The organism is Micromonospora pallida (genome assembly GCF_900090325.1).
GTDB lineage: Bacteria > Actinomycetota > Actinomycetes > Mycobacteriales > Micromonosporaceae > Micromonospora > Micromonospora pallida.
Genome location: NZ_FMHW01000002.1, coordinates 4,934,184 through 4,957,760 on the forward strand (window position 1 = coordinate 4,934,184; position 23,577 = coordinate 4,957,760).

The 23,577-nt window shown below is 73.0% G+C and carries 19 protein-coding genes and 1 tRNA gene; 3 read left to right on the forward strand and 17 right to left on the reverse strand.

From position 1 onward, the window contains the following. Positions 1 to 284 precede the first annotated feature (284 nt). Together GA0074692_RS20350 and GA0074692_RS20355 are read right to left on the reverse strand one after the other, a co-directional pair. Positions 285 to 1,115: a Bax inhibitor-1/YccA family protein gene (locus tag GA0074692_RS20350; RefSeq protein ID WP_091646786.1), complete on the reverse strand. Its 831-nt coding sequence runs from the start codon at positions 1,113 to 1,115 to the stop codon at positions 285 to 287. Positions 1,116 to 1,220: 105 nt separating this feature from the next. After that, a tRNA-Leu gene (locus tag GA0074692_RS20355) sits at positions 1,221 to 1,304 on the reverse strand. 104 nt (positions 1,305 to 1,408) lie between these two features. Between GA0074692_RS20355 and GA0074692_RS20360 the strand changes: the two genes are divergently transcribed. Continuing rightward, positions 1,409 to 3,316 (forward strand): hypothetical protein, encoded by a 1,908-nt coding sequence (locus tag GA0074692_RS20360; RefSeq protein ID WP_245730386.1) that lies wholly within the window; start codon positions 1,409 to 1,411, stop codon positions 3,314 to 3,316. 208 nt (positions 3,317 to 3,524) lie between these two features. Here the strand turns inward: GA0074692_RS20360 and GA0074692_RS20365 are convergent, their stop codons facing one another. From GA0074692_RS20365 to eccB, 14 genes are all read right to left on the reverse strand, one after another. After that, the gene (locus GA0074692_RS20365) at positions 3,525 to 4,856 is read right to left on the reverse strand and encodes an NAD(P)/FAD-dependent oxidoreductase (protein WP_091646787.1); all 1,332 of its coding nucleotides are present in this window, start codon (positions 4,854 to 4,856) and stop codon (positions 3,525 to 3,527) included. 103 nt (positions 4,857 to 4,959) lie between these two features. Beyond that, positions 4,960 to 5,529, reverse strand: a complete 570-nt coding sequence (locus GA0074692_RS20370; protein ID WP_245730387.1) for a hypothetical protein — start codon at positions 5,527 to 5,529, stop codon at positions 4,960 to 4,962. 55 nt (positions 5,530 to 5,584) lie between these two features. Next, entirely contained in the window at positions 5,585 to 6,964 is a 1,380-nt protein-coding gene (locus tag GA0074692_RS20375) for a DUF58 domain-containing protein (protein WP_091646789.1), read from the reverse strand. Then, on the reverse strand, positions 6,961 to 7,968 hold the full coding sequence (locus GA0074692_RS20380) for an AAA family ATPase (RefSeq protein WP_091646790.1): 1,008 nt from the start codon (positions 7,966 to 7,968) through the stop codon (positions 6,961 to 6,963). Before GA0074692_RS20380 ends, GA0074692_RS20375 begins: the two co-directional genes overlap by 4 nt. Next, positions 7,968 to 8,561 (reverse strand): hypothetical protein, encoded by a 594-nt coding sequence (locus tag GA0074692_RS20385; RefSeq protein WP_091646791.1) that lies wholly within the window; start codon positions 8,559 to 8,561, stop codon positions 7,968 to 7,970. The genes GA0074692_RS20380 and GA0074692_RS20385 overlap by 1 nt, the downstream gene beginning before the upstream one ends. Then, on the reverse strand, positions 8,558 to 9,295 hold the full coding sequence (locus GA0074692_RS20390) for a DUF4129 domain-containing protein (RefSeq protein WP_091646792.1): 738 nt from the start codon (positions 9,293 to 9,295) through the stop codon (positions 8,558 to 8,560). The genes GA0074692_RS20385 and GA0074692_RS20390 overlap by 4 nt, the downstream gene beginning before the upstream one ends. Before the next feature lie 20 nt (positions 9,296 to 9,315). Beyond that, positions 9,316 to 10,029: a uracil-DNA glycosylase gene (locus GA0074692_RS20395; RefSeq protein WP_091646793.1), complete on the reverse strand. Its 714-nt coding sequence runs from the start codon at positions 10,027 to 10,029 to the stop codon at positions 9,316 to 9,318. Positions 10,030 to 10,048: 19 nt separating this feature from the next. Beyond that, entirely contained in the window at positions 10,049 to 10,735 is a 687-nt protein-coding gene (locus tag GA0074692_RS20400) for a dienelactone hydrolase family protein (protein WP_091646794.1), read from the reverse strand. A gap of 237 nt (positions 10,736 to 10,972) precedes the next feature. Further along, a complete protein-coding gene (locus GA0074692_RS36095; protein ID WP_245730388.1) occupies positions 10,973 to 11,677 on the reverse strand; it encodes an LppU/SCO3897 family protein in 705 nt (234 codons plus the stop codon). Between the two features lie 162 nt (positions 11,678 to 11,839). Then, on the reverse strand, positions 11,840 to 12,889 hold the full coding sequence (locus GA0074692_RS20410; RefSeq protein ID WP_091646795.1) for an HAAS signaling domain-containing protein: 1,050 nt from the start codon (positions 12,887 to 12,889) through the stop codon (positions 11,840 to 11,842). Further along, positions 12,886 to 13,218, reverse strand: a complete 333-nt coding sequence (locus tag GA0074692_RS20415; protein ID WP_091646796.1) for a PadR family transcriptional regulator — start codon at positions 13,216 to 13,218, stop codon at positions 12,886 to 12,888. The genes GA0074692_RS20410 and GA0074692_RS20415 overlap by 4 nt, the downstream gene beginning before the upstream one ends. A gap of 132 nt (positions 13,219 to 13,350) precedes the next feature. Beyond that, positions 13,351 to 14,610 carry a WXG100 family type VII secretion target gene (locus GA0074692_RS20420; protein WP_091646797.1) on the reverse strand — a complete coding sequence of 420 codons (1,260 nt, stop codon included), beginning with the start codon at positions 14,608 to 14,610 and terminating at the stop codon, positions 13,351 to 13,353. After that, on the reverse strand, positions 14,603 to 14,968 hold the full coding sequence (locus GA0074692_RS20425) for a hypothetical protein (RefSeq protein WP_091646798.1): 366 nt from the start codon (positions 14,966 to 14,968) through the stop codon (positions 14,603 to 14,605). Before GA0074692_RS20425 ends, GA0074692_RS20420 begins: the two co-directional genes overlap by 8 nt. Before the next feature lie 86 nt (positions 14,969 to 15,054). Then, complete coding sequence (gene eccB, locus GA0074692_RS20430) at positions 15,055 to 16,668, reverse strand: type VII secretion protein EccB (protein WP_091646799.1); 1,614 nt, start codon at positions 16,666 to 16,668, stop codon at positions 15,055 to 15,057. 205 nt (positions 16,669 to 16,873) lie between these two features. Between eccB and GA0074692_RS20435 the strand changes: the two genes are divergently transcribed. Next, positions 16,874 to 18,028 carry a type VII secretion protein EccE gene (locus GA0074692_RS20435; protein WP_091646800.1) on the forward strand — a complete coding sequence of 385 codons (1,155 nt, stop codon included), beginning with the start codon at positions 16,874 to 16,876 and terminating at the stop codon, positions 18,026 to 18,028. On the opposite strand, the gene eccD is transcribed toward GA0074692_RS20435, so the two are convergent. Further along, positions 18,018 to 19,406 (reverse strand): type VII secretion integral membrane protein EccD, encoded by a 1,389-nt coding sequence (gene eccD / locus GA0074692_RS20440; RefSeq protein ID WP_245730715.1) that lies wholly within the window; start codon positions 19,404 to 19,406, stop codon positions 18,018 to 18,020. The genes GA0074692_RS20435 and eccD overlap by 11 nt on opposite strands. A gap of 173 nt (positions 19,407 to 19,579) precedes the next feature. Here eccD and eccCa point away from each other — a divergent pair, with 173 nt between their 5' ends. Next, complete coding sequence (gene eccCa, locus GA0074692_RS20445; protein WP_091646802.1) at positions 19,580 to 23,533, forward strand: type VII secretion protein EccCa; 3,954 nt, start codon at positions 19,580 to 19,582, stop codon at positions 23,531 to 23,533. Positions 23,534 to 23,577 lie beyond the last annotated feature (44 nt).

Here is a 23,577-nt window from a genome sequence, read left to right on the forward strand (position 1 = left end):
CCGGCCTGCGTACTGCTCACCACCGCGAGTCTACGGTCGCGATGTCCCGGCGCGGACCGGACGGCGATCCGCTGGACAGCCACTCGCCCCGCGCCCTCGATGGCGATCTCCGGAGTCCGCCGCCGGCCCCGGAAACAGCCACCCTCGCCCCGCGCCCTCGAGGGCGATCTACGGGGCGCCGCCACCCCGCCCCTACGCCGTCACCCGGAACGCCCCCCGACGACGGGCGCCCGCCCCCTGGGGAGGGGACGGGCGCACCGGTCGGCTGACTGCTGACTGATCGATCAGTCGTCGCCCTGGAAGTAGCTCAGCAGGCGCAGGATCTCGATGTAGAGCCAGACCAGGCTGACCAGGATGCCGAAGGCGGCCACCCAGGAGTAGCGCTGGGGCAGCCCCATCCGGACGCCCTCCTCCACCTCGTGGAAGCTCAGCACGAAGCTGAGCGAGGCGACCACGATGCAGACCAGGCTGAACCCGATGGCCAGCGGGCTACCGTCCCGCAGGCCGGTGTTGATGCCGAAGAACGAGAGCACCAGGTTGATCAGCATCACCGCGAAGAGGCCGACCATCACCGCGATCATGCCCCGGACGAACTTCGGGGTGGCCCGGATGACGCGCGCCTTGTAGAGCACGGCCATCAGGAAGAACACGCCGAAGGTGGCGGTGACGGCCTGGAGCACGATGCCGTCGTAGAGCGACTCGAAGGCCTTGCTCACCATGCCGACGAAGACGCCCTCGACGACCGCGTACGTGATGACGAGCGCCGGGTTGGCCATCCGGGAGAACGAGATGACCATGCCGAGCACGAGGCCAACGATGGCGGCGCCGATCCAGGCGACACCGACCAGCGCGTCCGGCACCAGCACCCAGGCGGCCGCGGCGGACGCGGCGAGGATGCCGAGGAGCATGACGGTCTTGACGACGACGTCGTCGAGCGACATCGGCGTGACGGTGGGCGGTGCGGCCGGGTATCCGGGAGCCTCCGGGTAGCCCGCACCCGGGTACTGCTGGGGGTAACCGGGCTGCCCGTACGGCCCGGTCGGCGCGTACCCGGCCGCCCGCTCCCGCTCGGCCGCCTGGCCGAGCCGGGCGAGCACCGGGTTCGAGGTCTTCACTTTCAGCCTCCCTCAGGGGATCGATGCACGGTGAACGTGCCTATCCAGGGTAAACCGCGGGGCCGACCTCTTGGTGATCACCAAGCTGAAGGGAAGCTGAGAGTCTGGTGCCCGGGGCGGGGGTCGAACCCGCACGCCTTGCGGCAGCCGCTTTTAAGGCGGCCGTGTCTGCCGTTCCACCACCCGGGCGGGTGACCCACCGGTGCGTCGACACGCGGTAGTGCAGTGTCACGGTAGCCGGTCTCGCCGAACCCGGCGTACCCCGATACCGTGCCGGCACTAGGGTCGAGGCCGTGAGCAGCACAGCCTGTCCCGATCAGGAAGTCGAGCCCGATCGGGACGCCGTCCCGGCGACGCCGGGCTCCCGGCGAGCCAGGCTCGTCGTCGCGTTCCACCGGTACCGGGCTGATCTGCTGGTCAGTCTGGGGTTCCTGGTCTTCGCCGGGGTGCTCACCCACGGGCTCTGGCCGGACCCGTCCGGCCGGGTGCTGGCCCTCAACCCGCCGGATCAGACCCTCTACGAGTGGTTCCTGGCCGTCGACTCGCGCGCGCTGCTCGGTGACTTCCATCTGCTCACCGACCGGTTGAACGCCCCTGACGGGGTCAACCTGATGACCAACACCACGGTCATCGCGCTCGGGATCCTGTTCGCCCCGGTCACCCTGGCCTTCGGCGCGCCAACCACGTTCGCGCTGCTCGTGGCACTGAACCTGGCCGGCACGGCGGTCGCCTGGTACGTGCTCTACGTCCGCCTGCTCGGGGCGAACCGGCTTGCCGCCGGGCTCGGTGCCGGCCTCTGCGGCTTCGGGCCCGGCATCGTCTCGCAGTCCAACAGCCACCTGCACATGACCGCGCAGTGGCTGGTCCCGATGATCATCTGGCTGGTCGTCCGGATGCTGCGGGCCGCCACCCGGCCCAGCTGGGCCGACGGACCCGGCAGTTCGGGCGGGGGCGACGACACCGGGCCGGAGCAGACCGGCGACGCCGAGCCGGCGCAGACCGGACACCGCCGTGGTGGAGCGGACCGACGGCTGGTCACCGCAGCTGTCGGGCTGGCCGTGACGGTGACCGCGCAGGTCTTCGTCGGCGAGGAGGTGCTGTTCCTCGCCGCGCTGACCCTGGCGGTGATGACCATCGCGTACGCCGTCGCCGACCGGCAACTCGCCCGACGGGCCTTCCCGGGCTTCGCGGCGGGAATGCTGCTCGCCGCCGGACTCGCCCTGGTCGTGCTCGCCTACCCGCTCTGGTTCCAGTTCGCCGGGCCGCTGGGCGTGGCCGACGGAATGTTCAGCCCGTACTACTTCTCGGCTGACCTGGCGAGCTGGTGGACGTTCTCGCCGCTCTCGCTGGCCGGCGACGACGCGGCGGCCCGGCTGACCACCGGCCCGGCCGAGTACAACACCTTCCTCGGCTGGCCCTTGCTGCTGGTCGGCACCGCCTGCGCGGTCTGGTTGCGCCGCCAGCCGCTGGTCGTCGCCTGTGTGACCGGCATGCTGGTGATGGGTGCACTGTCGCTCGGGCCGAACGTGGTGGTCGACGGCGAGCGGAGCGCCGTGCCCGGGCCGTACCGGTTCCTGCTCGACATGCCGGTGGTGGACGGGGCGCTGCCGATGCGCTTCGCGCTGGCGGTGCTCCCACTGCTGGCCACGGTGCTGGTGCTCGCGGTCGACCGGGCGTGGCGCGGTGGGGGGCGGCTACGACTGGTCGTCCCGGCCGCCGTCGCGGTGGCGCTGCTGCCTGCGGCACCTGCCCCGCTGCCCACCGAGGACCGGCCGCCGGTGCCGGAGTTCGTCAGCGCCGGGCACTGGCGGGACTGCGTACGCCCCGGCGGGGTGCTGGTGCCGGTGCCCGCGCCCACCCCGAAGGAGCCCTGGCCGATGCGCTGGGCGGTGGCGGCGGACGCGGCGTTCGCCCTGCCCGAGGGCTTCTTCATCGGGCCGTACGGCCGCGACGGCACGGCCGCGATGGGGACGTACAAGCGGCCCACCTCAGCGTTGCTGGCAGAGGTGGCCCGGCACGGCGAGCAGCCGGTGGTCACCGAGGAACAGCGCCGACAGGCCGCCCGGGACATCGACTTCTGGCGCGCGTCCTGCGTGGTGCTCGCCGCCGACGAGCGGCACGCCGCAAGCCTGCGCGGCACCCTGGAACAGCTCTACGGCCCGGCAACCCGAGTCGCCGACGCCTGGACCTGGCGCTTCTGACCGTGGCGCCCCACCCCGCCCCGCCCCACCCCACCCCGCCCCACCCCACCCCGTCGATCATGGAGTTTGGGCACCTCGCAAACCTCGCAATTGCCACCAATCGTGGCGCCACAACTCCATGATCGACGGGGTATAGGGGCGGGACGGGGATGACGAAAAAAGGGGCCCGGTCGCCGCTTGTCGCGGTGACCGGGCCCCTTTGGTCGGCTCAGGCTCGTGGCGTGCCGACCGGCTGGGATGCCTCGATGAACTCCTCGCGCGGGTCGTGCAACTGGCCGAGCGCGACGACCTCCCGGCGGAGGAAGAACGCCAGCGACCAGTCGACCACCACGCGGACCTTACGGTTGAACGAGGGGATCCGGGACATGTGGTACGTCCGGTGCATGACCCAGGCCGGCCAGCCGGTCATCTTGATGCCGTACACCTGGGCGACGCCCTTGTGCAGGCCCAGGCTGGCCACACTGCCGGCGTGCTTGTGCTGGTAGTTGACCGGCGCCTGACCACGGATCACGGCCTTGATGTTGTCGGCCATCCGGGCGGCCTGCCGGACGGCGTGCTGCGCGCTCGGCGAGCAGTACGCCCCGGGCGCGCCGGTCAGGTCGGGCACCGCCGAGCAGTCACCGGCCGACCACGCGCCCTCGACGACCCGGTCCCCGTCGACCACCTGAAGGGTGGGCAGGCAGGTGACCCGCCGCCGCTCGTCGCGGGGGAAGTCGGTGGCGTCCAGCACCGGCGACGGCTTCACGCCGGCCGTCCAGACGATGGTGTCGGAGGGGAAGCTGTCGCCGTCGGAGAGCTTCACCACCCCGTCGACGCAGGACTCCAGGCGGGTGTCCAGCCGGATGTCCATGTTCCGCTTGAGCAACTGCTGCACGGTGTAGGCGCCCATGTCCCGGTCGACCTCGGGCAGCACCCGCTGGGTCGCCTCGACCAGCACCCAGCGCATGTCCTCCGGGGTCAGCTCCGGGTAGTACTTGAGCGCGTCCCGGGCCATGTCCTCCATCTCGGCCAGCGCCTCGATGCCGGCGTAACCGCCGCCGACGAAGACGAAGGTCAGCGCACGCTGGCGGACGTCCGGGTCGGTGGTGGCCGCTGCCACGTCCAACCGGTCGAGCACGTGGTTGCGCAGGTAGATGGCCTCACCGATGGTCTTGAAGCCGATCCCGTGCTCGTGCAGGCCGGGGATCGGCAGGGTCCGGGAGACCGAGCCGGGGGCGATGATCACGTGGTCGTACCGGATCTCCCGGACCGGGCCGGTGATCGGCTGGATCGTCGCGGTCTTGCGGGAGTGCTCGATTCGCGTCACCGCACCCGCGACAACGGTGCACTTACGCAACTCCCGCCGCAGCGGCACCACACTGTGCCGAGGAGAGATGTTGCCGGCCGCCGCTTCCGGAAGGAAGGGCTGGTAGGTCATGTGCGGCTGCGGGTCGACGACGATGACCTCAGCCTCACGGGAGCTCAGCTTCTTCGAGAGACGCAGGGCCGCGTACAGCCCGACATGCCCAGCGCCTACCACAAGGATCCGCTTCGGATTCACGTCTTCTATCTTTCCCCGCCCGTTCGGGGTAATCCCGTTCGCGGCCCTTCTCTGTGACGCAGAACCCCCCTGTGACCTGCGCAACCTCTACTTTCGACCGGTGTCACCGGCGGCGCAACAGCCACCCCAGCAACATAGTTACCAATACCGCGACGGCGAGTCCGCCAATTGTCACGGAAAGCATTCCTTGGTCCCCGCCAATTCCGGCGACGGTCAGCAACAGCACGCCGAGAAGCCCAGTGGCGAAGACCACTCCGGCCGCGCGGGCCAACCAGCGGAGCACCAGCGCCGGGTCGACCACCGCGTCGTACGGCAGCAGCGCCGCCAGAGCGCACAGGGTGTGCCCCAGATAGAGCAGGACGGCCAGCAGCAGCAGTCGCCAGAGCGCGATCGGCTCTCCCTGGTCGAACGTGTCGTACAGCCAGCCGGCCACGGTGACCAGCGCGGCGAACGTCGGCCAGAACCGGCGCGGCCCGAGGGCCGGCAGCAGCGCGGTGACCAACAGCGCCGGTAGGGCGTCGCCGAACCAGATTTCGACCGGGTACGCCACCACGAGGCCGAGCAGCACGGTGAGGAAGACCCCGACCCGGACCAGGAACGGCAGCAGGGTGGCTCGGCGTGCCGCGTACCGCGCCGCGCGCACCCGGTCGCCCACCTGCCGGACAGGCGTCACCGGGCTTGCCTTCCGTTCACGACTGCGGGACTCCGCTGCGCTGCGTTCCTCGCGCTCACCGGGCACCCGCCCGGGGGGCGGTGGCGAGGCGGGCCACGTCCCGGAGCACCTGGTCCAGGCTGCCGGCGCCGGCCCAGCGCACCACCGGTACGCCGTGCTCGCGCAACTGCTCGACCATCACGTCCCGGTCCAGTCGCCAGAGGCGGAACGCCACCTCGGCCCAGTCCCGCCGCCCGGTTGGCGGGGGCAGGTCGGCGGGGAGGGTATCCACCGCCACCACGAACCGGCCGGAGCGGGCGAGCTGGGCGAGCATCTGCGCGGACCGCTCCTGCAATAGCGGGGTGAGCACCACCACCAGCGCGTCCGAGGAGAGCAACTGCGGACCGAAGATCTGGTCGTCCGCCTCGTCCGGCCAGCCCTCGGCACGTACGTCGAGCAGCCACTCGAGCAGGGTGAGGTACTGCCGGCGGCCGGTGGCGGGACGCAGTCGCCGGGCGGTCGGGCCGAACTCCAGCATCGCCACCCGGTCACCCCGGTGCAGGTAGTGCTCGCCGATCGCGGCGGCGGCCCGGACCGTGGTGTCCAGCACCGAGGCGGCACCGTGGACGCCGCCGGAGCGCCCCGCCTCGGCGAGCACGTCGAGCAGGAGCACCACCTCGGCGTCCCGGTCGGAGAGGGTCGCCGCGACGTGCAGTTGCTTCGCCCGTAGGGAGATCCGCCAGTCGATGCGGCGAAGCCGGTCACCGGGGGTGAACACCCGTACCCCGGCCAGCTCACCGCCCTCGCCGGGGCGACGGGAGTGGTGCGCCCCGACCAGGCCGGCGGCCCGGGGCATCGCCTCCACCGCCTCGAACGGCTCGGTCTTCGGGTAGACCGTCAACCGTGCCGGTTCGGCGACCACCACCCGGGAAAGCAACAGCCCGTCGGCAGTGGCGGCCCGTACGCCGGCCGGACCGACCGCGTGCCGGCCCCAGCGCAACGCGGTGCCGGCCAGCGTCAGGTCGACCGCCGTACCGGCCGGGACGAAGGTCGCGAAGGGGCGGTCGGCCGGCCCCTGGTGCGGCGCGTCCGCGTCGAACCCGGCGCGCTCGACGCGCAGCCACGGCGAGACCCGGGTACGGACCACCGCCAGGTCGTAGCCCGTCCGGTCCGGGTTGCCCACGGTCACCGTCGCGGCGAGGTCACCGCCCTCGACCAGGTGTCCCTCGGCCGCGCCGGGCCACACCTGCGGCGGGGCGGCCGGCTGGCGACGCAACGCGTACGCGGTGCCGAGCGCGAACGGGGCGGCCAGCACCACCAGGTCGACCCGGCCGAGCACCACCCCGGCCACCAGCAACAACCCGGTGAGCAGCACCGCCCGGCCGAGCGCCCGGGTGGGCACCCAGGCGCGCGGGGTCTCCGGATCCGGGGACGGCCCGGCGGGCGTACCGGTCAACGTGCGGCCCCACCGGCCGCGTAGCTGGGCAGCGCGCCACTGGCCGGCGCCGGGGTGGCGTCGAGGACCTCGCCCACGACGAACGACGGGTCGACCCGGCGCAGCCACATCTCCGGGCGGAGCGTGATCCGGTGCGCCAGGGCCGGCACGGCGACGTCCTTGACGTCCTCCGGCACCACATAGTCCCGACCGGCGAACGCGGCCCGCGCCCGGGCCAGCAGCAGCAACGCCAGCGACCCACGCGGCGACGCGCCGACCAGCACGGACGGGTGGTCCCGGGTGGCCGCGGCCAGCTCGACCATGTACCGGCCGACGGAGTCCTCCACCGCCACGTTCTCCAGGGCGGCCTGCATGGCGCGCAGCGTGGGCGCGTCGACGATCGGCTCGATCTCGGCCTCCTCGCGGCGGCGGGCCATCCGCCGGCGCAGCACCTCCCACTCCTCCTCGCGCTCCGGGTAGCCGAAGGAAACCCGGAGCAGGAACCGGTCGAGCTGCGCCTCGGGCAGCGGGTAGGTGCCCTCGTACTCGATCGGGTTGGCAGTGGCGAGCACGTGGAACGGCTCGTCCAGCCGGTAGGTGACGCCCTCCACCGAGACCTGCTTCTCCTGCATCGCCTCCAGCAGCGCGGACTGGGTCTTCGGCGGGGTCCGGTTGATCTCGTCGGCGAGGAGCAGGTTGGTGAAGAGCGGACCGGCCCGGAAGGTGAAGTCGCCGCTGCGCTGGTCGTAGAGGAAGGAGCCGGTGACGTCGGCGGGCAGCAGGTCGGGGGTGAACTGCAACCGACGGAAGTTCAGCCCGAGGGCCTGCGCGAAGGAGCGCGCGGTGAGCGTCTTACCCAGCCCCGGCAGGTCCTCCAGCAGTACGTGCCCACCGGCCAGGATCCCGGCGAGGACCAGCTCCAACGCGTCGCGCTTGCCGACCACGACCGAGCCCACCGCGTCGAGCACCGCGCGGGCCAGCCGGCCGGCCTCGGCGGGCGTGACGATCCGGTCCACGTCGTTCATCAGATTTTCTCCAGTTCAGCGACGATCGCCGCGAGGTCGCGCGGCGACGGGGGGCGGCGGCCGGGTGCGGCGAGGAACGTCCAGAGCCGCTCGCCCAGCAGGGCCTGGGCGCGGGCCGGGTCGCTGTCGCGGGTCACGCCGTGCCGTTGGCGCAGGCGCTCGTCGGCCAGCTCGGTGATCCTGGGCAGGACGACCTGGGTGAAGCGTTCCGGCTGGCTGGTGGCCCACTCCAGGGGCAGCGCCCAGCCGTCCACGGCGACCCGCAGCGCGTCCCCGGCGGGCGGTGGTTCGGCCGCGCCGGTCACCGACGTGCCCCGGCGCGACGGCGGCGGTGGGGCGAGCCGACCGGTGACCGTCCGGACGCCGAGCAGGGCGAGCACCCCGGCCACCAGCACCGGCAACGAGACGGTAAATCCGATCGCCCTGAGCACGGCGACCAGTACGGCCGTGGCCGCACCGGTAACCAGTGCGGTCCGCAGCAGCCAGCGCAGCCAGCCGCCCCGGCGGCGGGCCTCGGGCTGCCCCGCCGGCTCCTCCTCGAACCGGAGCAGGTCGTCGATGCTCGCGCCGCCGCGCGGGGCTGACTCGCTCACGTCGGCACCTCGTCGGCGAAGACGACCAGCTCGGCCCGGATCCGGCGCAACGCGGCCCGAGCCTGGTCGCGCGTCTGCTCGTCCACCGTGCTGGTGGCGTACCGGGCGGCCCGGTAGACATTGGCGAACTCGGCCAGCACGTCGGCGCTGACGATCGCCGGGACGCCGCTGTCGGTGTCCCCCCGCAACAGCCGGGTGACCAGGTCCGTCGGGGTGTCCCCAGCCCGCCGGGCCACCCCGGCGGTCGCGGCGGCCTCCTCCAGCCGTACCCAGCAGGCGATCACCACGGTGCGCGGGTCGCTCGACCGGTCGTCCAACTCGATCAGGCCGGCGTCGAGCGCGGCGACCACGTCCCGGGCGGTCCCCTCGGCCGACGGGCGGGGCCGCGCGGCGGGCAGCCCACGCCGGTTGGCCCGGCGCAACGCGCCCCGCAGGACCGTCCAGAGCGCGTAACCGAGAGCGATCAGGGCGGTCAGTCCGAGCAGCACGATCGCGCCGGTGGTGACCCAGCCGGGGATGCGGGCCGCCGACTCGCGGGCCACCTCCCGGGGTTCGACCGGGAACGACGGGGAGGGCTGCGCCGACGGGTACTCCGGAATGAACGGAACGTGCTCCGCGGCCGGGGGGATACGGGTCGTGCCGAGCGCGGAGTGCGCGGCGGCGACCGAGACGACCGCGAGCAGGGCCGCGACGGCCAGCACCGGCCACCATCTGCGCAGCACGCTGAAATCCATCGTCACCGCCCCGCGCAGTGTCAGTCCACCCCGGCCACCTGCTTCGCCCGGGTGAACACCTCGTCCAGCATCCGTGGTGTGAGCCGTCCGGTGAAGGTGTTCTGCTGGCTGACGTGGTAGCAGCCCAGCACCTCCGGTACGGCCGTGCCGGACCAGTGTGCCCCATGGCCGAACGCCGGTCGCGGGCTGGGCGGGTGGATGCCGTACACCGCGCGCAGCGCCGGCCACCACGCGGCCCAGGCGAACGCGCCCAGCGCCACCACGACACGCAGCGTGGGCCGGATCAGCGCCAGTTCGCGGTGCAGCCACGGCGCGCAGGTGTCCCGCTCGCCGGGAGTGGGTTTGTTGTCCGGGGGCGCGCAGCGCACCGCCGAGAAGATCCGGGTCTCCCGCAGGGCCAACCCGTCGTCCCGGGCGACGCTGGTCGGCTGGTTGGCCAGCCCGGCCCGGTGCAGCGCGGCGAAGAGAACGTCGCCGGAGCGGTCCCCGGTGAAGATCCGTCCGGTGCGGTTGCCGCCGTGCGCGGCGGGCGCGAGGCCGAGGATGGCGATCCGGGCGTCGGAAACCCCGAAGCCGGGCACCGGGCGGCCCCAGTACTCCTGGTCACGGAAGGCCGCCCGCCTCGTCCGGGCCACCTCCTCCCGCCAGGTGACCAGGCGGGGGCAGGCGAAGCACCCGCTGATCGCGCCGTCGAGGTCGGGCAGGTCGGCCGCCCGCCGGGCGCGGGCGACCACCTCCTCGGGGGTACGGGGCTCAGCCAAGCCGCCCCCGGAAGAGTTCGAGGGTACGGGCCCAGGCGCTGGCGGCGGCCCACTGGTCGAAGACCTCCGGCCGGTCGTCGTTGAAGAACGAGTGCGCGGTGCCCGGGTAGTCGTGGAGCACGCAGGTGCCGCCGGCCGACTCGATCGCCTGTCGGGCGGTCTGCACGCCCTCGGCGGCGGACGTGCCGTCCGTCTCGGAACAGTGGATGACCGCCGTCTTGCCGGCGTAGTCGCCCCACTCGGGACGCATCCGCGTCCAGGGCAGCACGGGGTAGAAGCCGGCGGTGGCGACGATCCGGTCGGAGACGGTCGCCGACCAGAGCGCCAGGCTGCCACCGGCGCAGAAGCCGGCGCAGCCGACCCCACCGGCGACCTCGGGACGGCTGGCGAGGTAGTCGGCGGCGGCGGCGATGTCAGCCGCCGCGTCGTCCATCCGCGACGCCGTCATCAGGTGCTTCGCCTCGTCCGCGTCGACGGTCGCGGCACCGGGGCGCAGGTCCGGGGCGAGCGCCACGAACCCGGCCTCGGCGAACCGGTCCGCGACCGAGGCGATGTGCGGGACGAGCCCCCACCGCTCCTGGATGACGATGACCGCCGGGCTGGTCGCACCGCCGGAGGGTAGCGCGAGGTAACCCTCGCTCGTCGTACCGTCATGGCGGTAGCTCACCATTTGGCCCATCTGGCATCCTCCCGGCGGTCAGTCCTCGGTGGCTGGTCGCGCGATTACCTGCCGGTAGCGTGCCACGCGGCGACAGCCCGGGGAAGACGCCGGTCGAGTGGGATTCACCTCCCGTTCAACGGGCGGACACGGCTGCCGTAGCCGGTGGCGGGCCGCCCGTCCGGCCGGGACCTCGACCGGGTCCGCCTGGCCGACGAACCGTCAGTCGGCTCGAGCAGGCTGACGCGCGTCGGGGTGTCAGCCACGGGCCACCAGGCAGAGCAGGTATCCGGTGCCGCCGGGCGGGATGCTGCTGTAGGTGTAGTAGCTGCCACCCTCGGCCACGAACGGCTCGCACCGGCGGCCGTCGCGGACCTGCTCCTCGGTCTGTCCGTCGACCCGCCCGACCACGTCGTACGCGGCGTCCGGAGCAGAGCAGGCGACCACCCGCGCCTCGGCGGTCCGGCGCTGGCCGCTGTCGGCGACGTCGGGCAGCGGACCCAGGCAGTCCCCCACCTGCGCGTCAGCGGTCCGGTCGGGGGCGAGCAGTTGACCCGCGACGTCGTACCGCAGTCCGACCACCACCAGCCCACCGACCAGCGCGGCGACCACCCCGAGCATGACCAGCACCCGCAGCAGTGGATGCCACCCACCCCCGGCCGGCTCCTCGCCCTCGTCGCCCGGCCCGGCACCGGTCGGGTCCGCGTCGCCGGCCGACGCGGCGTCGCCCGAGGTCGCACCGTCGGTCAGGACCGCACCGCCGGTCGGGGTCGCACCGTCAGCCATGGCCGTGGCGTCGGCCGAGACGGCACCGTCGGCTGAGGCCGCGCCGCCAGTCAAGGCCGTGGCGCCAGTCAAGGCCGTGGCGTCGGTCGGGGCCGCCGCGCCGTCGGGGCCAGGGCCGGTGCCGTCACCGGCGGTTTCGTCCTCGGTCGGCGCGGTGGATTCGGCCTGCTGCTTCACGGGGGGGGTCCTTCCGGGATGATCGACAGCGGAAACGGTAGCGACGCGGTATCGCTCGCGCTGTCCCTCGGAACGTGACGTCCGTCCCTCGTGGATCCTCTCCCTGCGCCGGCCGGCTTCCGGGGCGGGCCGGTCACCCGGCGAGCCCGCCCCGGACCTGCGTCACCGGGCCGGCGCGGACTCCGTCGGACCGGGGGTCGACGTGGGGGCCGGGCTGGCCGGACCGCTCGGCGTCGTCGAACCTCCCGGCGTCGCGGCACCGCTCGGCGTCGTCGAGCCCTGCGGCGTCGCGGCACCGCTCGGCGTGGCGTCCGGCGTCGTGGTCGGGCCGACGGACGTCGGGGCCGACGTCGGATCCGTACGGAACTGGAACGGGGCCTGCTCCGGGCAGTACGGGTACGTCCGACGGATCGGGTCCTCGATCGGCGCGGAGTTCGCCTTCTCGCAGGCCGGCCAGCCGAGCCGGATCGGCGTGCCGTTCTGGTCGAAGAGGCGGACGTCGCGCACCAGCCGGCCTTCGCTGTCGTAGACGAAGACGTCCTGGATGTGGGAGTACTGGTCGTCTACCGACACCGACTGGTAGCCGTAGCCACCCCAGCGCGCCCGGCTGTCGACGGTGGCGGCGCCGACCAGCCCGAAGAGGACCAGTCCCAGCGAGCCGGCGAGCACGAGCCGGCGCGGCCACCGGGAGAGCCGTTGTGCGTTGCGGCCGAGCCAGAGCGAGCCGACCACACAGCCGGCCAGGAGCACCAGGCCGGCGAGATGGCTGCCACCGAGGCTGGGCAGCACCCCGAAGGTGCCGCCGGTGCTCATCGCGGTCACCAGCATCGCGGCGAGGTAGCCCCGGACCAGCCACCAGGCGGGACGGAGCAGCCGCAGGTAGTCCGAGGCGGTGGAGTACCCGAGCGGCGGGCCGAGCCGGACGTCGAGGGCGCGCAGCCGGGTGCGTACCCCGAGCGCGAGACCGGCGACGCGCTGGTCCAGGTTCGGCCCGGTACGCAGCGGGGCTCCGGCGGCGGCCCGCAGTTCCGCCGCGTACGCCTCGGGCTCACCGAGCCGGTCCACCAGCGAACCCCCGGCCTCGGCGGCCACCTCGGCGAGATGCTCGGACAGGTCCTCGGTCAACTCGTCCCGCTGCGCCGGGGGCAGGTCGGCCAGTGCCGCCCGGACCCGCTCGACGTACGCCGTGATGTCCTGCTCCATGACGGTCATGCCGCCGTCCCCCGATCGTCGAGCAGTGCGTCCATGGTGGTGGCGAACGAGCGCCAGAGCTTGCCGGATCGGAGCAGTTGGTCCCGCCCGGCGGCGTTCAGTGAGTAGTACTTCCGGTGCGGGCCGGACTCGCTCGGCACGACGTACGCGGTCAGCAGACCGGCGGCGAAGAGTCGGCGCAGCGTGCCGTAGACGGAGGCGTCCCCGACCTCCTCCAGCCCGGCGGCGCGCAGCCGGCGCAGGATGTCGTAGCCGTAGCCGTCCTCCTCCCGGAGCACGGCGAGGACCGCGAGATCCAGTACGCCCTTCAGGAGCTGGGTGGTATCCACGCGTCGCACACTACTGCGTGATGCACAGTAGCGTCAATCAGCATCGGCCGGACATCACACGACGGAGGCCCGACCGCCCGGACCTGCCGGTTGGTGGACCTCCGTCGGATGGAGAGGTGACCCGTTGCCGGGTCAGTTGCCGTTCAGCCCGAGGACCGGCGGAGTGGTGCCGGAACCGGCCTGCCAGTCCATGTCGTCCTCGGTCAGCCAGGTGCTGCGGGTGCCGGACTCGTCGTCCTCCCCGCCGGTCACGGGCGCGCCACCGAGCACACCGGGCCGGAGCCCGCGGGCCGTACCGGGGCGGTTGCCCGCCGCCGCCCGGTCCGTCGCGCCCGGCGTGACCGACCGACCCGCGCCGACCGCCGCCCGGCTCTCCAGTCCGGTGCCACCGGCCGCGGGCCGAGCCATCGGGGTGGACCCGCCACCACCGGCGCCGGTCGCCAGGGCGGCGGTACCGATCACTCCACCAGCCGGCAACGCGTTCGACGCCCAGGACGGGCCTGAACCGGCGGAGGAGGGCTTGCTGCCGGTCGCCGCACTGGCCACCATGCCGCCCGCGCCCGCCGTCCAGCCGGCGAGCAGGGTGCCGCTGGCTCCGGACAGCGAGGTGCCCGTACCCGGGGTGGTCGGGGTGGGCTGGGCGGTGGGGTCGGTGTCGGAGTTCGGACCCGGAAGCAGACCGGGCGCGATGAACTCGCCGCGCCCGGGTCCGTCCGGGTCACCGGCCCCGCTGGTGCCGGTGTGCCCGGGGGAACCGGTGCCCGGGGCCCGGGTCGGCGTCGTCGCGCCCGGCCCACTGCGGGGCGTGTTCGAGGTCTCGCCCACCCCGCCCGGGGTGTCCACCGGCGGCGGGGCCGGCGGGCTCCAGCGGTCGAAGGTGGAGAGGTCGTAGCTGGCGGCCAACTCGGCCACCACCTTCACCATCCGCTGGTGGGCCTTCTCCTTCTCCTCCTTGTCCTGCTGGTGCCCGGCGATCGCGCCGATGACCGCCCCGGCCGGGCCGAACAGCGCGCCCTTCGCGGCACCGCCGATCGCCTTGTCGTGGTCGTCGGTCTCCTCGGGGCTCTCGGCCTGCCGCTGGGCGGTGCGCAGCGGCCCGGACATCAGCGACAGTCCCTCGTGGACCGAGCCCATCCCGCCGGACAGGCTGCTGGAGTACTGGACCACGAGATTGACCCGCCGCTGGAACTCGTCGCCGGCATCGCCGACCCACGTCCGGTCGAGGGCGTCGAGATCCGCCCGCAGGGAACGGCCGAGCCCGTCGACCGTGTCCTTCATCGAACTCCACGCGGTGGCGAGGGTGTCGATCTGCTCCGCGTTCCCGGCCTGCACGCCCTGGTAGAGCTGCTCGTGGCTGACCGGCTCGTAACGCTGTACGTACTCGTCAGACACGCGGACTCCCCTCCGTAAGCGGGTCGTCGACGCCACCGAGGACCCGGGCGATGTCGGCCGCGTTGGCCTTGTTCCGCGCCTCGGTCGTGCGGTAGTTGTCGAGGATCTTCTGGGTCGCCTCCTGGACCGCCACCAGTGACCGCCGGAGCCGTTGGACCCGGTCGACGTAGCGGGTGTGCAGGTCGGCGTACTGCCGCGAGCTGCTCACCGCGTCGGCGAACGAGCCGAGCGCGGGCGGCCTGCACTGCAGTTCGGTGTTCAGCTTCTTGAGCAGCTGGTCAGCCTCGGTGATCCGGGCGGCCAGCCGCTGGTGGAAATCCTCCAAGGACAGTACGTCGACTCTGGTCTTCGTGCCCATGCAGCATCCCCGTACTCGTCGTCGGCACTTGTCGCGAAGATCAGCGTAGTGGACCCGGGCCAGTCAGGCGAGCCGGCCGACCAGCCCTAACCGTTGCCGGGTCCGTTGCTCGGCCCTTCGCCGGGCTCCTCGCTGGATTCCTCGTCCGGCTCGTTCCCCGGCGACGGGGACGATCCGTCCGTACCGGGCCGGGTGGACGCCTCGTTTTCCCTCTCCGGTTCGTCGCTCTGCTCCGGGCGGGGCGATCCGGACGGCGTGGGCTGCCCGGACCGGGCGGCGGACGGCTTCCCCGGGTCGAAGTAGTTCCGGGCGGCGTCGCGCTCCAGGGCCGGTCCGGTGGGGATCAGCGCCAGCAACGAAGCCGGGACCGCGAGCGGGGTCACCCCGCCGTAGCCGAGGGCCGTCACCGCGTCGCCGGATCGGGAACCGAGAGGGTAACGAATCCCCTGGGAGGTGATCAGGTACACGGTGGACGCCGCCGCCCCCTGCCCGCCCTCACCGACGCCGGACATCGCCCGCACCAGGGCGCCCTTGCCACCCGGGACAACCACCCGCTCGGCCGTACTGACCGTGTCCCGCTCGGTCTGGCGCACCTCGATCGAGCCGGGGGCGGTCGGCGACAGCTCCGGCGGCGTACGGTCGAACACCTCGATGCTCGTCGTCGGCGGCCCGTCCGCCGAACCCGCCTGGTAGGTCGCGCAGACGGTCGCCCGGCCCGGACCCGCCTGGCGCAGTTCGGGCAGCTTCTGCGGCACGCCCTCCTCCTCCAGGCGCTCGTCGCTGAGCACCCGGCCCGCCTGCTCCGGGGTGATGTCCTTCACCCCACCCCCGTCCCGACGGAGCAGCAGCGCGGTGATCTCACCGATCGGCACCAGGCCGTCCTTGGTCAGCACGTAGTGCTGGTCGGCAGCGCGGAAAATCTGTCCGACCCAGGCCGGTCCGTTGCCGACCTGCAACTCGCTGGGCTCCTTGTCTCCGGCGACGAACGGTTCCCGCAGCCGGGGCCCGGCCGGCACCGCGTTGATCAACTGCTGGCCGACCTCGATCGGCCGGACCGAGGCCATCTTCAGCGCGGCGATCGCCGCGTCGCCGCCGAGGATCTGCATCCGGGTGTTCCGGGACAGCAGGTGGCGCTGACCGTTGACCGAGACCAGGATCGCCTGGTCACCGAGGGGCGTACCACCGGAGAGCCGTTGGTTGAGCACCAGCCGGGTGGTCGACCGGCGCGGATCGTCGGGGTCCGGCGTGTTGCAGACCGACCAGGGCAGGCCGACCAGCGACGAGCGGTCCGGCAGATCGTCGGGCGCGCCGACGATGCCGACCATCCGGCCACGGGGACGTTCCCGGATGGACGCCTGGGACATCGACCGGACCGGCGGGGCAGCGTCGCCGATGATCAGGCGCGCCGACGTGTAGTTCAACGTCGGGTACAGCCGCCCGTCGACGAAGACGTAGGTCGCCCCGGTCTCCTTCTCGATGACCAGGGTGTTCGCCTCGAGCGGAGCGCTCCTCTTGGTCATCAGGCCGTAGACGCCCGCCCCGGCGAGGACGATCGCCGCGACCATGGCGCTGCCGAACACCGCGAGGCCCAGTCGCCGCATCGGCAGGTCGGTCGTCTCCGGATCGCCCGACAGCAGGGCTGAGACGGTGCGGCGGGTGACGAACCGGTACGCCTGAACCTGGTCACGGCGGGTCCGCATGCGCTACCTCCGGCGGGGTGGGGGTCTCCCGGATGTTACGCGCCGCGTTCGGCGACCGGTCGTGGACGGCGGGCTGGACCCGATCTTGCGGGTCGTGTGTGGGACGCCTGCCCGTTTTGGCGGCCGATAGGCTGCCCCTGCCTGCTCCGCAGGATTCCGTCTCCTCCCCCGGACCAAGGCTGGGGTATTCCACGGAAGGATTTCGATGACCCAGGTAAAGGCGGCCCGCCGTCGCGAGGTGGTCGCGCGGGGCGACCGGCACCGCCGTGGTCGGCTCGGTCCGGTGGCCGTCGGCCAGCTCGTCGTCCTGGAGGTCGGCGTGGTGACCGTGGGCGCGGTCTCGGGCGGACCGGTCTGGGTGACCGGCGTCGTCGCCGGGCTGGTGCTCCTCGTGGTGCTGGCGACCTTCGCCCGGCGGGGCGGCCGCTGGTGGTACGAGGACCTGACCCTGCGCCGCCGGCTCAAGCGACGCGGCCAGGCCGCCCGCCGGGCCGCGTTGTCCCCGGCGACGGCCGACCCGCGCCTGTCCGCGCTGGCCCCGGACCTGACCCTGGGCGGGTTCGAGGACCGGGGAAACCGGCTGGGGCTGGGGCAGGACGACCGGGGCTGGTTCGTCGCCGGCGTGGTCACCCTGCCCGGGTCGGCCGGTCCGCTGCCCGGCGCGGCGATCGACCAGGTGGTACGGGTGCTGGCCGGGTCCACCGGGCCGGCCTCGGTCACCCAGCTCGTCGCGCGCAGCCTGGTGTGGTACCCGAAACCGGGTGGACCGCCCACCTACCGTCGGGACGTCTGGGTGGCCGCCCGGCTCTCTGCGGCGGACGCCCGGACCGAGGCGGTCAGCCGGGGTGGTGGCATGGACGGCGTACGGCGGACCATGGCGGCGGCCGCTGGCCGGCTCGGCAAGGCGTTCACCGGCGCGGGGCTCGCGTACCGGATGCTCGACCCCGACGAGTTGGCGGCGGCCGTGCTCACCGCGGCCGGGCTGGACGTGGCACCCGAGCCGCAGACGGAGGGCTGGACGGGTCTGGCGGGTCGCGGCTGGACGCAGCGCTGCCTGGAGCTGCACGGCCGATCGGAGGCCCCGGTGGGCGCGCTCGCCGACGCGGTGACCGCCATCCCGGTGATGTCGCACACCCTCTCCGTGACGGTCGCTGCTGGTGGCAAGGTCGCCGCCCCGCTGCTCCGCGTCGCCGCCCCGGACAGCCGCGCCGCCGACCTGTTGACGGCGGTCCGGGACGTGACGCGGCGACACTCGTTCGTCCCCCGTCAGCTCGATGGGCGGCACGGCCCGGCGGCCTACGCGTGCGCGCCGGTCGCGGCGCCGAACACCGCGACCGGCAGCGCGCTCGTCACGGGTTGATGTTGACGATCCAGCCGTAGAGGCCGCAGACCCAGGCGGCCAGCGGCACCACCGCCACGATCAGCAGGATCTCCAGGATGTCCAGGACACGGCCCCACACCGGGGAGATGTTCTTACCCGCCACGACCAGCCCGTAGACCAGGCTGATCACCGCCACCAGCACCAGGCCGCCGAGCAGCGCCCCGAGGCGGAGCGTCCCCGACAACCCGGTGAAGGTCGCCGCCGTCGCCAGCGCCAGGCCGACGGAACCGGTGACCAGCACCGGGATCCGCTGTGTCCGGCTGGCGAGCGGGCGGGCGCGCAGCAGGGACAGCACGGCCAACACCGCGCAGAGCAGCACGGCCGGCAGTCGACCGTCGACGGCGAGCACCACCTCGCCGCTGAGGATCACGATCGAGGCCGTCCACAGCAGACCGGTGAGGAACTGGTCGGCCCGGTCGCTGAGCGAGAGCAAATGCCGGCTGTCGAACGTCTCGTCGTCGGACTTCAGGTCCTCCGGACCGGTCGGGATGGCGGGGGCGGGCAGCCGGGCCAGCCGGTAGGCCGTCATCGGCAGCGCGGGCAGCGCCCCGAAGGCGATCGTCGCCAGCACCGCGGCGGACGCGGCGGCGTCCACCCCGAAGACGAGGGAGATCATCGCGGCGATCCCGAGAGCGGCGCCGATCACCGTGGCGCCGAGGAACAACGGTGCCCGGTCCCCCACCGCCAGCGCCGCCACCGCACCGAAGACCAGCAGCGCGGTGGCGGCCAACAGTACGTGTGGGGTGCCGAGTTCGGTCAGCTCCCGGTCACCGGCGAGCAGGAGGAGACCACCGACGCCCCCGTACCCCAGGCTCACCAGGGCCAGAGTGGAGCCGGTCCGGCTGTCCCCGGCCGCCCGGGAGAGCACGGTCGCGGCGATCAGGACGGCGACCGCGACCACCAGGGCGACCAGCGCGCCGGGAAGCTGCGGCGGCCCGGCGAACAGCGCCACAGCCGCGCCGCCCAGCAGCGCCACCGAGGCGAACAGCACCGAGAACCGCCGGGTGGTGGCGAGTTGCCACCCGCCCGGCCGCCGGTTGGTCGCGGTCGCCACCGCGTCGACCACGTCGTCGAAGACGACCTCCGGGTTTGCCGCGTCGCGCGGGTTGAAGTACAGGACCTCGCCGTCGCGTACCCCGAGCTGGCTCGCCGTCTGGCCGCTGTCGAGCGGTTGCCCGCCCAGCCGGGCCAGGGTCCAGCCGCCGTGCGCCACGCCCTGGTCGGCGAGATCCTCTCCGGCGTACCGGAGCAGGGTCGGCAGCAGATCGGCCAGGGGTACGTCGGACGGTAGGGCGAGATCCATCCGGGTTCTCGGCGCCACGATGGTGACCCGGCTCAGTTCGCCGGTCCCCGTCATCGTCACCAGGGCCTCCTCGCATTAGCTCGTTACCGACGGTGACCGGCGGACGTCCGTGCCGGTCCCACCATGCCCAGGGGAGATTACCTACGGGGGCAGGCACGTACGATGCCACCTGACGTGTCCTGTCCCGGCCCAGCCGGTCGTCATGCGTAATCGGGGGAATTCACGACGTGAGTACGGTCATCTTCCGACGCCCTCCGCGACAGGCCGGCCCCACCCTGCCGCGCGGTGAGGTGCTCCTGGAATCCCCTCCGGAGTTGCCGGAGCAGACCCCGCGCGGAATGGGTCAGCTACTGATGATCCTGCCGATGCTCTGCGGGGTCGGCGCGATGGCCTTCCTCTACGCCGGGCGCTCCGGCGGGGCGATGACCTGGATCGCCGGTGGCCTGTTCGGCGTCTCGATGCTCGGCATGTTCCTCGGGTCGATGAGCAACGGCGGTAACGACAAGGCGGAACTGAACGCCGAGCGCCGTGACTACATGCGGTACCTGACCCAGGTACGCCGCAAGACCCGGCGCGCGGCGGAGCAGCAGCGGGACGCCATGCGGTGGCGGCACCCCGAGCCGGACGCGCTCTGGTCGATCGCGGCGTCCCGGCGGTTGTGGGAGCGCCGGATCACCGAGGACGACTTCGGCGAGGCGCGGATCGCCACCGGACCGCAGCGGCTGGCGGTGCAGATCGTGCCGCCGGAGACCAAGCCGGTGGAGGACCTGGAGCCGATGAGCGCGATCGCGCTGCGCCGGTTCGTCCGTACCCACTCCAGCGTGCCGGACCTGCCCACCGCGTTGTCGGTACGGTCGTTCAGCCGGGTGGCGTTGCGCGGTGAGCGCGAGGCGGTGCTCGGGCTGACCCGGGCGGTGCTGGGCCAGTTGGCCACCTTCCACGCCCCCGACGACCTGGTCCTGGTGGTCGTCGCGGCGGCCGACCGGCACTCCACCTGGGACTGGGTGAAGTGGCTGCCGCACGCGCAGCACCACGCCCGGGCCGACGCGGCCGGCTCCCGCCGACTGGTCTTCACCAACCTCGCCGAGGCGGAACAGGCGCTGGCCAACGAGCTGTCCAGCCGTCCCCGGTACAGCCGGGAGGCGAAGCCGTTCACCAACGGGCCGCACGTCGTGGTCGTCCTGGACGGGGGCGAGGTCCCACCGACCTGCCAGCTCATCGGGATGGGGCTGCTCGGCACCACCGTGATCGACCTGTCCGGCGCGGTGCCCCGGGACGCCGGCCGCTGGCTGATCTGCATGGACGCCACCGACGGTTCCGCGTTGGACCTGGTCCAGGGGAAGTCGACCTCCCCGCTGGGCCGTCCGGACCAGCTCGGCGCCGCCGCGGCGGAGGGGCTGGCCCGGCAGATCGCGCCCTATCGGCTGTCCCGGCAGACAGTCAGCGAGGAGCCGCTGTCCCGCAGCATGGAGCTGCCGGACCTGCTGGGGTTCGCGGACGCCGCCGCAGTGGACGTCCGGCGGACGTGGCGCCCCCGCGCGCACCGCGAGCGGCTGCGCATCCCGCTCGGCGTCGGGCCCGAGGGCAACGTGGTGGAGATCGACTTCAAGGAGTCGGCGCACGAGGGTATGGGTCCGCACGGCCTGGTCATCGGCGCGACCGGTTCCGGTAAGAGCGAGTTGCTGCGGACCGTGGTCGCCGCCCTGGCGGTCACCCACTCGTCGGAGGAACTGAACTTCGTCCTGGTCGACTTCAAGGGTGGTGCCACCTTCGCCTCCCTCGACGTGCTGCCGCACACCAGCGCCGTCATCACCAACCTGGCCGACGAGCTGCCGCTGGTCGACCGGATGCGCGACGCGCTCGCCGGTGAGATGAACCGGCGGCAGGAGGTGCTGCGCGACGCGGGCAACTACATCTCCCGGTACGAGTACGAGAAGGCACGGGCGGCCGGCGAACCGCTGAAGCCGATGCCCAGCCTGATGATCATCTGCGACGAGTTCAGCGAACTGCTCGCCGCCAAGCCGGACTTCATCGACCTGTTCGTGATGATCGGCCGGCTCGGCCGCTCGCTCGGCGTCCACCTGCTGCTGGCCAGCCAGCGGCTGGAGGAGGGCAAGCTGCGCGGGCTGGACACGCACCTGTCGTACCGGATCGGTCTGCGGACCTTCTCGGCGGTGGAGAGCCGGATCGTGCTCGGCTCGCCCGACGCCTACGAGCTGCCCAGCGCGCCCGGCCACGGCTACCTGAAGACGGACACCACCACCCTGCTGCGGTTCCGGGCCGCCTACGTGTCCGGCGGGTACCGGGCGCCCGGTCGGCGCAGCACCACCTCGCAGGCCGCCCTGCAGCGCAGCATCGTGCCGTACGGGGTGGACTTCGTCCCGGTCCAGCGGGTCGAGACCCCAGTCGAGGTCACGCCGGAGGAGCCGGCCGAGTCGGGCAAGGTCACCACCATGCTCGACGTGATCATCGAGCGGCTCCAGGGGCAGGGCACCCCGGCGCACCAGGTGTGGTTGCCGCCGCTGGGGGCACCGCCCAGCATGGGCGAGCTGTACGGAAACCTCGCCGTGGACCCGAGGTTCGGGCTGACGGTGGCCGGCTGGGCGGGTCGCGGGCAGCTCACCGTGCCGGTCGGCATCGTGGACCGACCGTACGAGCAACGCCGGGACCCGATGATGGTGGAGTTCGCCGGGGCGGGCGGCAACGTCGTGATCGTGGGTGCGCCGCTGAGCGGCAAGAGCACCCTGCTGCGGTCGATGCTGGCCTCGCTGGCGCTCAGCCACACCCCGCGCGAGGTGCAGTTCTTCTGCCTCGACTTCGGCGGCGGCGCGCTGCGCAGCCTGGAGCGGCTGCCGCACATGGCGGGCGTGGCCCGGCGACGGGACACCGAGGCGGTCCGCCGGACCGTCGCCGAGGTGGTCACCGTCATCGACGAACGCGAGGCCCGGTTCGCCCAGCACGGCATCGACTCGGTGGCCAGCTACCGGCGTCGCCGGGCGGCCGGCGAGTTCGCCGACGATCCGTTCGGTGACGTCTTCCTGGTCGTCGACGGGTGGCACACGCTGCGCCAGGAGTACGAGGAGCTGGAGCAGACCATCACCAACCTCGCCGGCCGGGGGCTCGGGTTCGGCGTGCACGTGGTGCTCACCGCGGCCCGCTGGGCGGAGATCCGCATCAACATGCGGGACCTGCTCGGCACGAAGCTGGAGCTGCGGCTCGGTGACCCGACCGAGTCCGAGATCGACCGGCGGGCGGCGGTCAACGTGCCGCCGAAGTCCCCCGGCCGTGGCCTCACCCCGGGCAAGCTGCAGTTCCTCGCCGCCGTGTCCCGGGTCGACGGCAAGAACGCGATCGAGGACCTGACCGAGGCGTCGGCCGCCCTGGCCGAGCAGGTGGCGGCGGCCTGGCGGGGAGCGCCCGCGCCGAAGGTGCGCCTGCTCCCCCGCAAGCTGCCGATGACCGAGCTGGCCCGGGTCGTGGACCGTGCCGCGCCGGGCGTGCCGATCGGGGTCAACGAGTCGGCGCTGGCGCCGGTCTACCTGGACCTGGCCAGCGAACCGCACCTGACCGTCTTCGGCGACGTCGAGTGCGGCAAGACGAACCTGCTGCGGCTGATCGCCCGGGGCATCGTCGAGCGGTACACCCCGGCCGAGGCCCGGCTGGTGATCGCCGACTACCGCCGGGGGCTGCTCGGTGCCGTGGAGGGGGACCACCTGCTCGAGTTCGCCCCGTCCAACCAGGTGTTCAGCCAGGGGCTGGCGTCGATCCGCGGCGCCCTGCAGAACCGGCTGCCCGGGGCGGACGTCACCACCGCCCAGTTGCGCGACCGGAGCTGGTGGAAGGGGCCGGAGCTGTACATCCTGGTCGACGACTACGACCTGGTCGCCTCCGGCGGCAACAACCCGCTCAGCGCCCTGCACGAGCTGCTGCCGCAGGCCCGCGACATCGGGCTACACCTGATCATCACCCGCCGGGCCGGCGGCGTCGCGCGGGCCCTCTACGAGCCGGTCCTGCAACGCCTGCGGGAGCTGGACTCGCCGGGCCTGCTGATGTCCGGCAACCGCGAGGAGGGGGCGGTCTTCGGGACGCTGCGCCCGAGCCCTCAGCCGCCGGGCCGGGGCACGCTGGTCCGCCGGCGCGACGGTCAGCAGTTGATCCAGACCGCCTGGTGCGAACCCTGACGAACGCCGAAGAAGGGCCCGCCGGTTGGCGGGCCCTTCTTCGT

What these genes read in the sequence shown, in the direction of transcription:
- GA0074692_RS20380 (WP_091646790.1), bottom strand. Translation starts at nt 7,968, where the DNA reads ATGAACGACGTGGACCGGATCGTCACGCCCGCCGAGGCCGGCCGGCTG.
- GA0074692_RS20390 (WP_091646792.1), bottom strand. Translation starts at nt 9,295, where the DNA reads ATGGATTTCAGCGTGCTGCGCAGATGGTGGCCGGTGCTGGCCGTCGCG.
- GA0074692_RS20400 (WP_091646794.1), bottom strand. Translation starts at nt 10,735, where the DNA reads ATGGGCCAAATGGTGAGCTACCGCCATGACGGTACGACGAGCGAGGGT.
- GA0074692_RS20410 (WP_091646795.1), bottom strand. Translation starts at nt 12,889, where the DNA reads ATGACCGTCATGGAGCAGGACATCACGGCGTACGTCGAGCGGGTCCGG.
- GA0074692_RS20425 (WP_091646798.1), bottom strand. Translation starts at nt 14,968, where the DNA reads ATGGGCACGAAGACCAGAGTCGACGTACTGTCCTTGGAGGATTTCCAC.
- eccB (WP_091646799.1), bottom strand. Translation starts at nt 16,668, where the DNA reads ATGCGGACCCGCCGTGACCAGGTTCAGGCGTACCGGTTCGTCACCCGC.
- GA0074692_RS20435 (WP_091646800.1), top strand. Translation starts at nt 16,874, where the DNA reads ATGACCCAGGTAAAGGCGGCCCGCCGTCGCGAGGTGGTCGCGCGGGGC.
- eccD (WP_245730715.1), bottom strand. Translation starts at nt 19,406, where the DNA reads ATGACGGGGACCGGCGAACTGAGCCGGGTCACCATCGTGGCGCCGAGA.